Annotated in this window: 13 protein-coding genes and 1 tRNA gene; 8 read left to right on the top strand and 6 right to left on the bottom strand. The window is 61.3% G+C overall.

Features of this window, described 5'->3' with window-relative positions; genetic code table 11:
* Nucleotides 1-26 precede the first annotated feature (26 nt).
* From AX702_RS13405 to AX702_RS13385, 5 genes are all read left to right on the top strand, one after another.
* The gene (locus AX702_RS13405) at nt 27-1,772 is read left to right on the top strand and encodes an acetolactate synthase 3 large subunit (RefSeq protein ID WP_066780347.1); all 1,746 of its coding nucleotides are present in this window, start codon (nt 27-29) and stop codon (nt 1,770-1,772) included.
* An 85-nt stretch (nt 1,773-1,857) separates the two neighbouring features.
* Nucleotides 1,858-2,373 (top strand): acetolactate synthase small subunit, encoded by a 516-nt coding sequence (gene ilvN / locus AX702_RS13400; RefSeq protein WP_066780346.1) that lies wholly within the window; start codon nt 1,858-1,860, stop codon nt 2,371-2,373.
* A gap of 135 nt (nt 2,374-2,508) precedes the next feature.
* On the top strand, nt 2,509-3,528 hold the full coding sequence (gene ilvC, locus AX702_RS13395) for a ketol-acid reductoisomerase (protein ID WP_066780345.1): 1,020 nt from the start codon (nt 2,509-2,511) through the stop codon (nt 3,526-3,528).
* A 163-nt stretch (nt 3,529-3,691) separates the two neighbouring features.
* On the top strand, nt 3,692-4,450 hold the full coding sequence (locus AX702_RS21675; protein ID WP_082746253.1) for a hypothetical protein: 759 nt from the start codon (nt 3,692-3,694) through the stop codon (nt 4,448-4,450).
* A gap of 84 nt (nt 4,451-4,534) precedes the next feature.
* On the top strand, nt 4,535-5,170 hold the full coding sequence (locus AX702_RS13385) for a YceI family protein (RefSeq protein ID WP_066780342.1): 636 nt from the start codon (nt 4,535-4,537) through the stop codon (nt 5,168-5,170).
* A 3-nt stretch (nt 5,171-5,173) separates the two neighbouring features.
* Here the strand turns inward: AX702_RS13385 and AX702_RS13380 are convergent, their stop codons facing one another.
* A complete protein-coding gene (locus tag AX702_RS13380) occupies nt 5,174-5,569 on the bottom strand; it encodes a BLUF domain-containing protein (RefSeq protein ID WP_066780340.1) in 396 nt (131 codons plus the stop codon).
* A 255-nt stretch (nt 5,570-5,824) separates the two neighbouring features.
* Between AX702_RS13380 and leuA the strand changes: the two genes are divergently transcribed.
* Nucleotides 5,825-7,486 (top strand): 2-isopropylmalate synthase, encoded by a 1,662-nt coding sequence (leuA, locus tag AX702_RS13375; protein ID WP_066780338.1) that lies wholly within the window; start codon nt 5,825-5,827, stop codon nt 7,484-7,486.
* Between the two features lie 120 nt (nt 7,487-7,606).
* Here the strand turns inward: leuA and AX702_RS13370 are convergent, their stop codons facing one another.
* From AX702_RS13370 to folE, 3 genes are read right to left on the bottom strand one after another with little or no spacing between them, the layout of a single operon-like run.
* Nucleotides 7,607-7,957, bottom strand: a complete 351-nt coding sequence (locus AX702_RS13370; protein WP_066780336.1) for a dihydroneopterin aldolase — start codon at nt 7,955-7,957, stop codon at nt 7,607-7,609.
* A complete protein-coding gene (locus AX702_RS13365; RefSeq protein WP_066780334.1) occupies nt 7,950-8,711 on the bottom strand; it encodes an SDR family oxidoreductase in 762 nt (253 codons plus the stop codon). The genes AX702_RS13370 and AX702_RS13365 overlap by 8 nt, the downstream gene beginning before the upstream one ends.
* Nucleotides 8,708-9,337, bottom strand: a complete 630-nt coding sequence (folE, locus tag AX702_RS13360) for a GTP cyclohydrolase I FolE (RefSeq protein ID WP_066780332.1) — start codon at nt 9,335-9,337, stop codon at nt 8,708-8,710. The genes AX702_RS13365 and folE overlap by 4 nt, the downstream gene beginning before the upstream one ends.
* 220 nt (nt 9,338-9,557) lie before the next feature.
* Between folE and AX702_RS13355 the strand changes: the two genes are divergently transcribed.
* Nucleotides 9,558-12,605 carry a TonB-dependent receptor gene (locus AX702_RS13355; protein ID WP_066780331.1) on the top strand — a complete coding sequence of 1,016 codons (3,048 nt, stop codon included), beginning with the start codon at nt 9,558-9,560 and terminating at the stop codon, nt 12,603-12,605.
* Between the two features lie 77 nt (nt 12,606-12,682).
* On the opposite strand, the gene fghA is transcribed toward AX702_RS13355, so the two are convergent.
* Entirely contained in the window at nt 12,683-13,513 is an 831-nt protein-coding gene (gene fghA / locus AX702_RS13350; RefSeq protein ID WP_066780330.1) for an S-formylglutathione hydrolase, read from the bottom strand.
* 187 nt (nt 13,514-13,700) lie between these two features.
* Here fghA and AX702_RS13345 point away from each other — a divergent pair, with 187 nt between their 5' ends.
* Nucleotides 13,701-13,982 (top strand): SWIB/MDM2 domain-containing protein, encoded by a 282-nt coding sequence (locus AX702_RS13345; RefSeq protein WP_066780329.1) that lies wholly within the window; start codon nt 13,701-13,703, stop codon nt 13,980-13,982.
* A 110-nt stretch (nt 13,983-14,092) separates the two neighbouring features.
* Here AX702_RS13345 and AX702_RS13340 read toward each other — a convergent pair.
* Nucleotides 14,093-14,169 (bottom strand) — tRNA-Arg (locus AX702_RS13340).
* Nucleotides 14,170-14,213 lie beyond the last annotated feature (44 nt).

Here is a 14,213-nt window from a genome sequence, read left to right as displayed (position 1 = left end):
GGCGCCAGTAAAGGAAGGAATTCGACGTGACGGAGAAGAGCGGAGCAGACATCCTGGTCGAGGCGCTGTGCGATCTCGGCGTGGAAGTCATCTTCGGCTATCCAGGTGGCGCCGTTCTTCCGATTTACGACGCGCTTTTCCGCGCAAAGCGCATTCGCCACGTGCTTGTTCGTCATGAGCAGGCCGCCACGCATGCGGCGGAGGGATATGCGCGTTCGACGGGTAAGCCGGGCGTGGTTCTGGTGACCTCCGGTCCGGGGGCGACCAATGCCGTCACGGGCATCACCGATGCGCTGCTCGATTCGATCCCTATGGTCGTCATCACCGGACAGGTGCCCACCGCCTTGATCGGGTCCGATGCCTTCCAGGAGGCCGACACTGTTGGCATCACCCGGCACTGTACCAAGCACAACTATCTGGTGAAGGATCCGGCGCTGCTTGGCGGCGTGATCCATGAAGCCTTCCATATCGCCACGTCCGGGCGGCCCGGCCCGGTCGTGATCGACATACCAAAAGACGTTCAGGTCGCCACAGCCGCTTATCAGAAGCCGGGTCCGATCCAGCACAAGACTTATCGTCCTGCGCTGAAGGCGGATCGCAGCAATATCGAGCAGGCCGTGGACATGCTGGCGGCTGCCGAACGCCCGATCTTCTACACGGGTGGCGGCATTATCAATTCCGGTCCTGCCGCCTCGCAGTTACTGCAGGAGCTTGCCCGACTGACAGGCGCGCCGGTCACGTCGACGCTGATGGGGCTGGGCGCCTATCCGTCCAGTTCGCCGCAGTTTTTGGGCATGCTGGGCATGCACGGGACGTATGAAGCCAATATGGCGATGAACCAGGCGGATCTGATCATCGCCATCGGCGCCCGCTTTGACGATCGCGTGACTGGCCGCCTGGACGCATTTTCGCCGTTCAGCCGAAAGATTCACATCGACGTCGATCGCTCGAGCATCAACAAGACGGTGCGCATCGATCTGGGCATCGTCGCCGATGCTGGCCACGCTATGGAAGACATGCTGCGCATCTGGAAGGCGCGTCAGCATCCAAAGCCTGACACAGCCGAGTGGTGGCGCCGCATTCAGGGCTGGCGCGCGGTGCAGAGCCTGAACTTTCCGCAGGACGACGAGGTCATCATGCCGCAGCGCGCGATCAAGGCGCTGTGGGAGGCGACACACGCACGCGAGCCGATCATCACCACCGAGGTGGGGCAGCACCAGATGTGGGCCGCGCAGCATTTCGGCTTTGAAAAGCCGAACAAGTGGCTGACTAGCGGCGGGCTAGGCACCATGGGTTATGGCCTGCCGGCGGCGATTGGCGCGCAGCTCGGCAATCCCGGCGCCCTGGTGATCGACATCGCTGGCGAGGCCTCGATCCAGATGAACATCCAGGAACTGGCCACGGCGACGCAATATCGCCTGCCGGTAAAGGTCTTCATCTTGAACAACGAGTATATGGGCATGGTTCGGCAGTGGCAGGAACTGACCTATGAAAGCCGCTACGCCGAAAGCTATTCGGATTCGTTGCCCGATTTCGTGAAGCTGGCGGAAGCATATGGGTGGAAGGGCATTCGGATCGAGCATCCGGACCAGCTTGATGCCGGCATTGCGGAAATGCTCGCCCATGACGGGCCGGTGATGGTGGATTGCATGGTGGCAAAGCTTGCCAATTGCTTCCCCATGATCCCGAGCGGCGCCGCCCACACGGACATGATCCTGCAGGCGAACGAAGTATCGGGCACCATGGACGATGAGGCCAAGGCGCTGGTCTGAACCAGCTCACCCCAGCGCTTATCGCTTCCACGCCGACCTATTCTCCCCACCCCTCCCGATCACGGGAGGGGAGAAGGACTCCACAGTGCACATCAAATCCGAAGCAGCCGAGCGGCACACGCTTGCCGTCATCGTGGACAATGAGCCCGGCATCCTGGCCAGGATCGCCGGCCTGTTCACCGCCCGCGGCTATAATATCGAAAGCCTGACGGTGAGCGAGATCACCGCCGACAAGGCAGTCAGCCGGATTACGATCGTTACGTCGGCCAGCAAGCCCATGCTGGAACAGATCGTGGCGCAGCTCGACCGGCTGGTGCCGGTCCACAAGGTCCGCGACCTTACCGCGGAAGGCGCGCATGTCGAGCGCGAGCTGGCGCTGGTGAAGGTCCGCGGAGTCGGTGACCACCGGATCGAGGCGCTGCGCCTCGCCGATGTTTATCGCGCGCGTGTCGTGGATGCGACGACGTCCAGCTTCGTCTTCGAAGTCACTGGTGGGATCGAGAAGATCGACAAATTCGTCGAGCTGATGGGCGAAGTCGGCCTGATTGAGGTCGCTCGCACCGGCGTCGTCGCCATCGCCCGCGGCAAGGAGGCGGCGTAGCAAGCTTTCCGTCATCCCCGCGTGGAATCCCCATCAACCTAGTACTTTGATGGGGCTCGCAGGCGGGGATCCATAATCACTGACCGCAGCGGGTATCGAGTCCCGCCTCCGCGGGAATGACGAAGGGGTACTATAATGCGTGTCTATTACGATCGTGACGCCGATCTGAACCTGCTGACGACCAAGAAGATCGCGATTGTCGGTTACGGCAGCCAGGGCCATGCCCATGCCCAGAACCTGCGCGATAGCGGCGTGAAAGACGTTGCGATCGCCCTTCGCGAAGGTTCCGCCACGGCGAAGAAGGCCGAGGAAGCCGGCTTCAAGGTGCTATCGAACAAGGAAGCCGCTGGCTGGGCGGACATCCTGATGATCCTGGCGCCGGACGAGCATCAGGCGGCAATCTGGGAAAATGACTTGAAGGGCAACATGAAGCCGGGCAGCGCGCTCGCCTTCGCCCATGGCCTGAACGTCCACTTCGGTCTGATCGAAGCGCCGGCAGATCTCGACGTGATCATGATCGCGCCCAAGGGCCCAGGCCACACCGTGCGCAGCGAATATACCAAGGGTGGCGGCGTCCCTTGCCTTATCGCCGTTCACCAGGATGCCAGCGGCAACGCACACGATATCGCGCTTGCATATGCTTCCGGCGTCGGCGGGGGGCGCTCGGGCATCATCGAGACGAACTTCAAGGAAGAGTGCGAGACCGACCTGTTCGGCGAGCAGGCCGTGCTGTGCGGCGGCATCACTCACCTCATCCAGGCCGGGTTCGAGACGCTGGTCGAGGCGGGCTACGCCCCCGAGATGGCCTACTTTGAATGCCTGCACGAAACCAAGCTGATCGTTGATCTGCTGTATGAGGGCGGCATCGCCAACATGCGCTATTCGATCAGCAACACGGCCGAATACGGCGACATCACCACCGGCCCGCGGATCATCACCGACGAGACCAAGAAAGAGATGAAGCGTGTCCTCGCCGACATTCAGTCGGGCCGCTTCGTCAAGAACTTCGTGCTCGACAACCGCGCCGGCCAGCCCGAGCTGAAGGCGGCGCGCAAGGCCGCCGCGGCGCATCCGATCGAGCAGGTCGGCAGCAACCTGCGTGCGATGATGCCGTGGATCGGCGCCAACAAGCTGGTCGACAAGGCCAAGAACTGACGCAAGGGCAAACGGGAGTGTTGTGGCTGCCGATGCGCGCCACATCACCCCTGCCGGCTCGCGATCCTCGACCGCAAAGCTCCGCGAAGACAAAAAAATTACCCGTTCTGAAGATCTCTCGCCGCATTGTTCCCGCCGGCGTTAGCGACTAGGCGTCGCGACGATGCGGGCGGCGTCTTCCCCCTACGCGACGTACCGGGCGCGTCCCTCCTGGCGAAGTCGCGCGACGTCAATCGCCCTGGCACTGGTGATCGTCGGATTGCTCATCTGGGTCTTGATCCGGATGGGGGGCCTGCCGTCTTTTAGCCCCGGCGACGGTCGCTCACTCGCGACATTTGACGTTCGCGGAGCGGGACCAACAGCCGAGCGGAGCGAGCAGCGTAGCGAAACGCGGCCGCGCGAACAGCAGCAGCGCGCGGAGGCACCGACGCACGCGCCGCCCCCTGCTCCACCGCTGCCGCCAGCGCCAATCCAGCTTCCCGGCGTGATCAATCTCTCGCGTGCGGAATTCGCCGGATCAGACATCGGCCGTATCGCGTCGGCGCCGCCTGCGGTTGGCGACACCGGCGGCGGTTCGTCCGCCATGGCCGGCGGCGGCAGCCAGGGGATGCCGGGCGCAGCACCGGGCGGGGAGACGCTGTACGCGGCCGAATGGGTGCGCGAGCCCACACGCGCGGAACTCGTGACCTACATGCCGCCGCGTCGAGAGAGCGGATGGGGAATCATCGCCTGCCGCACAGCGGAGCGCAATCGTGTTGAGGATTGCCGTGAAATGGGGGAGACGCCCGGTTCCGGCATCGCCCGCGGTCTACGGCGCGCCTCCTGGCAGTTTCTGGTCCGCCCGCCGCGCACGAACGGAAAGCCGATGATCGGCGTCTGGGTGCGGATCACTTTTGATCTGACGGTCGGGATCGAAAAATAATCGAAACGAGTTGTTTTGCGTGAGGAGCTTTCCCGCCGCAGCGCGTTGTGGTTTCAAACGCGAAACGGTTCGGGAGCCTTTATCATGCGCATCGCACACGCCTTCCTTCTCTCCGCTCTTCTAACTGGCGCCGTCGTTGCCCAGCAGGCACCCAGCAGCGCTCCCGGAACGAAGAACGTCGCGGCCATCAGCGGTGGAACCTATACGGCAGATGCTGGCCACACCTTGGTTGAGTGGACCGTCGATCACCTCGGCTTCTCGCCGTACTTCGGCCTGTTCGGCAACGTCACGGGCACCCTGACCCTTGATCCCAAGAGCCCCGCTGCCGCCAAGGTGGACGTGACGATCCCGGTGGCAGAAGTAACTACTGCAAGCGCCGGCCTGACGAAGCATCTGCTGAAGCCGGCCGACGCGGGCAAGCAGGCTGATTTCTTCGGCGCAGCGCCAGCCCCGGCGCGTTTTGTTTCGACGCAGGTGACGCCAAGCGGAGAGAATGCGCGCATTCAGGGCAATTTGACGCTGAATGGCGTGACCCGGCCGGTCACGCTGGACGCCAGCTTTTACGGTGCGGGCAAGATGCCAGCGCAGATGGGCGGCAAGGAGAATGTCGGCTTTACGGCGACGGGCGTCATCCGTCGCAGCGAGTTCAACATCGGCTACGGCATTCCGATGGTGTCTGACGAGGTAAAGCTGAAGATCACCGCCGCCTTCCAGAAGTAATCGTCACGCGGCGCGTCGGGCAGCGATCAGCCCTTCGAACGTGCCGCGTACCGACGGCGAGGCTCCGGCAAGATACTGACGCATGCGAACATCGAATGCGTCGGCAGTGTCACCGGGGCCGCGTCTCGCCATCTCCCAAGCGCCGAATTCGCGCACCGCGATCGTGCGATCCTGAAGCACGACGATACCGCGGTGACGCGCATCGATCTTGATCCGATTCAGAACCGCCTGAACGGCATCGTCCGCCCCTTCCAGCACCTGAAGGAAGCGGCGCTCATCCGTCCACAGCAGGCCGGTTACGCCGTCCCGACGATTGTTGCGCAGAGAGCTGGAAAGGATGCCGGTGATGTCGATCACGGCACCAGGGGTCGCCGTGCTGATATAGAGGAGCTGTCGCACGCCAAGGTCCCTTCCTGCTTGCCTTCCGACATTCTGGCATTGCGGCGCAAATCGTTACGAAAGCGTCAAATTTCTTTGCCGCTGGACTTCGCTGCCGTGATCGGGCAACCAACGCGAGATGATCCGGGCGAGCGGCCTTCTTCTTCGACTTACGCGCCCTTAGGCGCGAATACCGACGCGTGCCTCTGGGCACCGCGATCCGCCTAAGGGCCAGCTAGAACGACCTGAAAGCCCCATCAGCAGAGCGAGCCCATCATGCTGCGCGATCCATCGACCAAATACCGTCCCTTCCCCATCATCGACATGCCAGATCGGCAGTGGCCGTCGAAGACGATCACCCGCGCACCCCGCTGGCTGTCGACCGACATGCGTGACGGCAATCAGGCACTCATCGATCCGATGGATGCCGAAAAGAAGACCCGCTTCTTCGACCTGCTGGTCAAGGTCGGGCTGAAGGAGATCGAAGTTGGGTTCCCTTCCGCGGGCCAGACCGAGTTCGATTTCATCGCCGGACTGATCGCCGATGATCGTGTGCCGGAAGACGTGCTTGTGCAGGTGCTGACGCAATCCCGGCGCGACTTGATCGAAAGCAGTTTCCGCAGCCTGGACGGGGCACATGCCGCCATCGTTCACCTCTACAACGCGGTAAGCCCGGCATGGCGCCGGATCGTCTTCGGTATGAGCCGCGAGGAAGTGAAGTCGATCGCGGTCGAGGGTGCGAAGGTTTTGCGCGACGAGGCGGCGAAGCGTCCGAACACCGAATGGCATTTCGAATATAGTCCGGAGACTTTTTCGACCGCCGAGGTGGATTTCAGCATCGAGGTTTGCGCAGCGGTGATGGACGTTCTCCGCCCAACGGCAGAACGGCCGCTGATCCTGAACCTGCCGGCGACGGTCGAATGCGCGACGCCGAATATCTATGCGGACCAGATCGAGTATTTCGGGCGCCACATTCCGAACCGGGAAGCGGTGGTGATCAGCCTTCACACTCACAATGATCGTGGCACCGGTGTCGCTGCGGCCGAGCTTGGGCTGATGGCCGGCGCTGACCGGGTGGAAGGTTGCCTGCTGGGCAATGGCGAGCGTACCGGCAATTGCGATCTCGTGACTGTTGCCCTCAACATGTACACACAAGGCATTGATCCGGGGCTGGATCTTTCGGACATCGACGGCATCGTCAAGACGGTGGAATACGCCACCAACATTCCGGTGCACCCCCGCACGCCCTATGCCGGCGATCTCGTATTCACCGCCTTTTCAGGCAGCCATCAGGACGCCATCAAGAAAGGGTTTGCCGCACAAGCCTCCCGCAACGACGATTATTGGGAAGTGCCTTATCTTCCGATTGATCCCGCCGACCTCGGTCGCAGCTACGAGGCTGTGATCCGGGTCAACTCTCAATCGGGCAAGGGCGGCGTTGCGTGGGTGATCGAGCAGGACAAGGGCCTGAAGCTGCCGAAGCGGCTGCAGGCCGACTTCAGCCGACACGTTCAGGCGCTGGCGGACGAAACCAGCCGGGAGTTGAACGCAGCGGACATTTGGGGAGCGTTCGAGCGGACCTATCTTCCGGGTGATCGTGACCGTTTCGTTCTACGCGACTATGAGGAGACCGGCACCGCAGGCGATCGACTGTTTATTGGTCGCATCGCAATTGATGGGGAGGAACGGTCGCTTTCTGGACGTGGCAATGGCCTCATCTCCGGTGTGATCGCCGCTCTTACCGAATCGACGGGCCCCGCGCTCGACGTGGTCGATTATGCCGAACATGCCATTGGGCACGGCGCCGGAGCGCAGGCCGCCGCCTATATCGAGTGCCGCACCGTGGACGGACAGACCATCTGGGGTGTCGGGATCGATACCGATATCGCAACCGCGAGCGTCCGGGCGGTCCTGAGTGCCGCGAACCGCGCGCAGTAGTGAACCCGTTTGCTGCCGCCTGATCCCGTGTTGCCGCTGCCTCGCTCCTGTTGAGCTTGGCGGCGGCACCAGGCTGAAGCTCAGGTGTGGCTACCTTGTAGTGCCAAGTGACTTGGACCTTCAGCGCCGGCGGATGATCTCGCAGCCGACGCGAGCATCCGGATAGACGTCCAGCTTCATCGAACGAACTCTGACCGCCAGCACGCGGCTGTCAGCAAGACACAGGTCAGCTACCGCTTCCACCAGTGTCTCCTGCAGCGCAAACCCTGGGCCGGACGCCAGCTGATGGATGCCGTCCCGCAAGAAATCATAGTCGAGCACTTCAGAAATCGCGTCAGCGGAGGGCGCTGCCGCGTAAGCCACAGTCATCTCGACGGAGAGGCGTACGCGCTGCGGCTCTGCCTCATGTGGATGGATGCCAAGGCGCATCGCTACGTCGAACTGGTCCAGAATGATCGAGTATTCAGCCACCCGGTGCAATCCGCTCCCTACCTTCGAACATCACATCACCCTGCCGCTTCAGGAAGCGCTGGCCGCTGTCGACATAAAGCGTCTGCCCGGTCACACTGGTCGCGTCCAGAAGGTAAACGACGGCCGCCGCAACCTGGTCCGCGCCAACGGGCCGACGCAGCAAGTTTTCGCGCGCGACACGGTCGAACTCGTCCGCGCTTTGATCGCCGCTCGGCAGCGTCAGGCCGGGAGCAATGGCATTGACGCGAATTCGCGGTGCGAAGGCCATCGCCATCATGTCCGTCGCACCGGAAAGTGCATATTTGCTCAGTGAATAGGAGAAGAAGTCCGGATTCGGATTTTGGAGCTTCTGGTCCAACAAATTTACCACGGCGCCAGCCTCGAGATCCGGTTGCGCCGCGAGCGCAGCGGTGAGCACGGCCGGTGCGATACAATTGACCGCGTAGAGCCGCGACGCCAGCCTCGGATCAATCGCCTCGGGGCGATCTTCCTCGAACTGTGAGGCGCTATTGATAAGCGCGTGAATCGGTCCGCCGGCCACGGCGCGTGCCCGCTCGAACAGATCGGTTAGACGTGCCGTGTCCGCCAGATCGCCCTGAACCACGGCACCATCCAATTCTTCGCCAAGCGCGCCTGCTGCGGCCGACGATGATCCATAGTGAACCAGCACGCGCCAATCCGCGCCCGCACAGGCGCGAACGATGGCCGCACCCAGCCGTTTCGCTCCCCCCGTAATCAGAACATTGCGCGTCATGCGCGCCCTTGCATGCCCATCAGCGCGAGCACTTCCTTGCGACTGCGCTCGTCATCGCGGAATACCCCCATCATCCGACTGGTGACCATCGACACGCCAGGCGTCCGCACCCCGCGCGCCGTCATGCAGGCATGGCTCGCCTCGATGACGACCGCGACCCCCTGCGGCTTCAGTCCGTTCCAGATGCAGTCCGCTACCTCTGCGGTAAGTCTCTCCTGCACCTGCAAACGACGGGCGAAGGCATGAAGCACTCGCGCCAGCTTCGAGATGCCAACCACGTGATTTTTCGGCAGATACGCGATGTGCGCGCGGCCGATAATGGGCGCCATGTGATGTTCGCAGTGCGATTGAAACGGAATATCTTTCAAAAGAACAATCTCGTCATAACCACCCACCTCTTCAAAGATTCGCGAGAGGTGGTGTGACGGATCCTCCGAATAGCCGGCGCAATACTCCTTCCAGGCACGCGCCACCCGTCGTGGCGTATCGATCAGCCCCTCGCGAGAGGGATCATCTCCGGCCCAGCGGATCAGCGTTTGTATCGCATCTGCAACATGATCTGGAACCGCGATCTTCCCGTCCTCGGAAACAATATCGCCATCCTCCGGAGAGCTTTCTGAAATCATCTACGACCAACCTTTGTGCATTGCGGCGAAACCGATGCTGCATCGAAGCATAGGTTTAACTCAGCTACTGTTCCATTTCAGACACAACTGCGCGCCTGGCAATTAAATCCTTTCGAAATGTGTTTGACGAACGAAATTTTCTGACGCTAACTTCCATACCGGACCATCAAACACCGTGACACCGCCATAGAGCGGGCATGGGTCCCAGGAGGGGAGATCGATGAGAAAATCCTATTTGCTTGCTGCTTCCGCTATCGTGATCGTGGCCACAACGCCAGCACATGCGCAAACCGGAGCCACAACCTCGGCTCAGGATACCGCGCCGACTAATGGCCCCGGCCAAGAGGTTCGCACTTCAGAGCCTCAGTCCAGCGCTGGAAGTTACGCCGACATCGTCATCACGGCCCAGCGCCAGTCGCAGCGGCTTCAGGACGTGCCGATCGCCGTGTCGGCGTTTACCGCCGAGAACCTTGAAAAGCAGCAGATCGTCAATCCGCTTGCTTTGCAGCAGACTCTGCCGAACGTAACCTTCACCAAAGGCCAGTTCGCCACGAATACCTTCACCATCCGAGGCATCGGCGACCTTTGCGTTGGCGTGACCTGCGACTCCGCAACAGGCATTGCACTGAACGAACAGCCGGTCGGCGGACGTATTCTGGAAGGCGAATTCTACGATATCGAGCGAATCGAGGTCCTGCGTGGCCCGCAGGGCACCCTGTTCGGGCGCAATGCGACTTCCGGTGTCGTGAACATCATCACTGCAAAACCTGATCTTTCCGGCTTCCACGCCGCGGGCGAGTTCGAATACGGCAACTACGATTCGAAGCGCGTTAAGGGCATGATCAATCTTCCGCTAACAGAGACGATCGGCGTTCGCGTTGCCGGTTACTATCTCAACCGCGACGGATACATCAAGAATACCTATACCAACACCAGCTTCGATGGCCGGGACATGTATTCGCTCCGCGGCACATTGTCCTGGGAGCCGTCACCGGACACTCGCGTAGACCTCATTGCATACTACAGCCGAGAGGACGACGATCGCTCGCGCCTGCAGAAGCAATTGTGCGATCGTGATCCTACCGGCATTCTCGGCTGTCTTCCCACCCGCCGAGACTTCGGCACCCCGAACGCCAATGCGACCCTTGGCGGCGCCACGGAATCGATCCAGGGACTTCCGCTGTTCCTTGCAGACGCCTCTGTGGCGTTGTCGACGAGCAACCCGGCCTATGTTCCGACCTTCCTCGCCACGCTGGCCGCCACCCGGCCGATGCTGGCGCCCTTTGGTCTGGGCAGCATCGGCAGCCCGGGCATACCTGCCACGCCGGATGCCTTTGCCAATGCTGTGAACCCGCGCGACTTGCGCACGGTCACAGCGGATTATCTGCCGACCTGGAAGACCGAGGACCAGATCTACACGCTCAAGGCGTATCACAATTTCGGCAACATCGCGGTGAGCCTGACGGCCGGTCACTCGCGCAGCAAGCTGAACGCCACCTCTGACTATAACCTCGCCGTGAACGGTCTGGGCGCGAATGCTCCCGGTTTTGCCACGCTGGAGGCGGTCGGCAATCCTGCATCGCCGCTGTACAATCCGCTGTTCGCCGGACTGCGCAATGCACTGATCCCCAACGGGCCGCAGGGCGGCATCTGCCAATCCGACGGCGGCCCCAGCGGCGTCGGCGTATATGGCGGCGAGACGATCGGCTGCTTCCCTCAGAGCCTCGATTTCGACCGATCCAGGTCTAACTCGAAGGGCTGGGTCGGCGAAGTGCATGTGGACAGCTCCTTCGATGGGCCGTTCAACTTCCTCCTCGGCGGTATCTATACGAACGCCGTCGCCCGTGACATCGACTATTATGTTAACAACGTCGGCCTTGATTATCTGTCGGGTCTGATTGGCACGATCTCTGGTGCGGGCGCCGGTCGCACGACCAGTTCGTTCCTGGCATCACCATTTTTCCGCAGCAATTCGGACCGCTTCGAGCTCGACTCCTACGGCATCTTTGGCGAAGCATATTTCGAGTTCAATGATCAGCTGAAACTGACGCTCGGCGCCCGGTACAACAACGACAAGAAATACGTGCGTGCGCGTACCACCTTCGCCAACGCCCTTCTCCCGATCGGCACCACGGATGCCAATCCGGCCTTTGACAGCGGCGCAGCTGATTTCGACGCAACCATCCCGGGGGCGCAGCCGTGGGCAGAGGCACGCGTAAGTTACTCGCGCATGACGGGCCGCGCGGTGCTTGATTACCAGATCACGCCGGACAACCTCATCTATGCCTCTTATGCGCGTGGCTATAAATCAGGCGGCATCAATCCGCCTCTGTCCCCGCTGTTCGCCGTGCCGACCACGTTTCGGCCGGAAACGGTGGACTCCTTCGAGATCGGCAGCAAGAACACCTTTGGCAATGGCGCGCTGCGCCTCAACGTCACTGGCTTCTACTACAAGTACAAGGACCTGCAGCTTACCCGCATTGTTGCGCGCACTTCGGTCAACGACAATATCAGCGCAAATATCTACGGCGTCGAAGCGGAAGCGATCCTCAGCCCGACGCCGGCGTTCGTGATCAACACGAACTTCAGCTATCTTAAAACAGAGGTGTCGCAGGATCGTCTGCTTACTAATCCACGTGATGTTTCCGGCGGCCGCTCCGACGCCGTGATCGTCAAGGACATGGCGGCTGCATACAATTGCGTGGTGCTGCCCACGACAGCTGGCAATGCGGCTGCGTCTCGCGGGTTCGTGGATGCGAGCAATGCGCTGCTCGGATTGAACGGTACCGTTCCGCTGCTTGCCAACGGCACATACGGTGCATTCAGCGCCTGCAAGTTCCTGCAAGCGCAACAGCTCGCCACCAACGCGCCCGTTTCGGTTTTGCTCGACGGCAATCCGGTGAGCGTGAAAGGCAATCGCCTGCCGAATAGCCCGACGTTCAAGTGGTCGGTAGGCGCACAGTACACGATTGATATCGGGGACTACACCCTCGTGCCCCGCGCCGACCTGAACTACACTGGCGACCAATATGGCACGATCTTCAACCTGAATCCGATCGATCGAATCCCTGGCTATGAGGTGGTCAATGCCCAGGTTCAGCTGAACGGGCCGGACGACAAGTTCTACATCCGGGCATTCGTCAGCAATCTGACCGGCAATGACGCCATCACCGGCCTTTTCGTCACGGATCAGTCTTCGGGCCTGTACACGAACGTGTTCACTGTGGAACCGCGGCGCTACGGCGTCGCGGCAGGCTTCAAGTTTTAAGCGTATCCGCTCCGGCCGGGATCAACCGGCCGGAGCAAAAGGTCGATCTATAGCGGGCCCTTCGGGGCCCGTTCTTTTCAGAGGCGCTCAGCCGCCCAAGCGACGTGATCACTCATGAAAGTCGAAATGAAGTTATAGCTATGGTCGTAGCCAGGCTGCATTCTCAATGTGAGGCTGATCCCGGCTTCGTCGCACGCGTCTTTGAGCAGCTCGGGTTTCAACTGCTCATGCACAAACCCATCGTCCGTGCCCTGATCTATCAGGATCGCGTCAAGTCGCCCGCCGTCCTTGATCAGTGCACAGGCATCATAGGCGCGCCACGCCGCGCGGTCCGGACCCAAATATCCGCTCAGCGCCTTCTCTCCCCAAGGGCAGGACAAGGGAGACACAATGGGAGCGAATGCTGACACGCTCTTGAACCGGCCGGGATTTCGTAGCGCGATCGTCAGGGCGCCATGGCCGCCCATAGAGTGACCGGAAATTCCCTGTCGTGTCAGGTCAGCCATCGGAAACTCGCTGGCGATTAATGCAGGAAGCTCATCCTCGATATAGCTGCGCATCCGGAAATTGACCGCCCACGGTTCTATAGTGGCATCGACATAGAAGCCTGCGCCCTGACCGAAGTCCCAGCTTTCGTCATCCGGAACGCCTGGGCCTCGCGGGCTGGTATCCGGCGCGACGAACACGATGCCGTGTTCAGCACAGGCGCGGCGATACTCTCCCTTGTCGGTTACGTTCGCATGCGTGCAGGTAAGCCCCGACAGGTACCACAAGACGGGCAACCGAGCTCCCGGCGCGTGTGGCGGCACATAAACCGAAAAGGTCATGTCCGTCCCGGTGACGGCTGAATGGTGCCGATAAACGCCTTGAATACCTTCATAGGCGCGGCTTTGACTGAGCGTTTCCATGCCTTCTCCGCTAAGGCTGTTCGGGCGCTGATTAGCGCAGCGATCGGCAGCACGCCAATTCGCCGGCCATCAAGGCCTTGACCTTGGGTGGTGACAAGCGCCACCGGGCAGCGCACAAGAGACGTCACGCTTTCGAAACGGCGTGATTCCGAGATGCCGAATGACCGGCGCAACAGGAAGGACAGCAATGGCTACGAAGACCAAGACTGAGGAGGGCAAGGCCAAGACCGGCGGCATTCACGCCCCCGTTCAGCCCTCGCCCGAGCTCGGCGTGATCGTCGGCACGGACAAGCTGCCGCGCAGCGAGGTGATCAGCAAGGTTTGGGACTATATCAAGTCGAACAACCTTCAGAATCCCGAGAACAAGCGCGAAATCCTCGCCGACGACAATCTCCAGAAGGTCTTCGGCAAGGACAAGGTCACCATGTTCGAGATGAACAAGTACATCTCGGCACACGTCAAGGCGTGAACAGGTAATGGGCGGGCGCCGAACTGCGGCGCCCGTCTTTATCGTTGCTTCGCTTCGAGACCACAAAAGGCACCAATGGCCGCGCCATTTTGAGCGCCATCTTGTTCCGTTGGTGCCCCCGGCGAGATTCGAACTCACGACCTGCGGTTTAGGAAACCGTCGCTCTATCCTGCTGAGCTACGGGGGCACGCCGCCTAGCTACGGTGCGGGTGTCGGCGGGTCAATGACGCA

The sequence above is a fragment of the Sphingomonas sp. CCH5-D11 genome, assembly GCF_001557395.1.
Classification (GTDB): domain Bacteria; phylum Pseudomonadota; class Alphaproteobacteria; order Sphingomonadales; family Sphingomonadaceae; genus Sphingomonas.
Note: the sequence above shows the minus strand (reverse complement) of the source record. Positions and strands in the feature narration are given on the sequence as shown.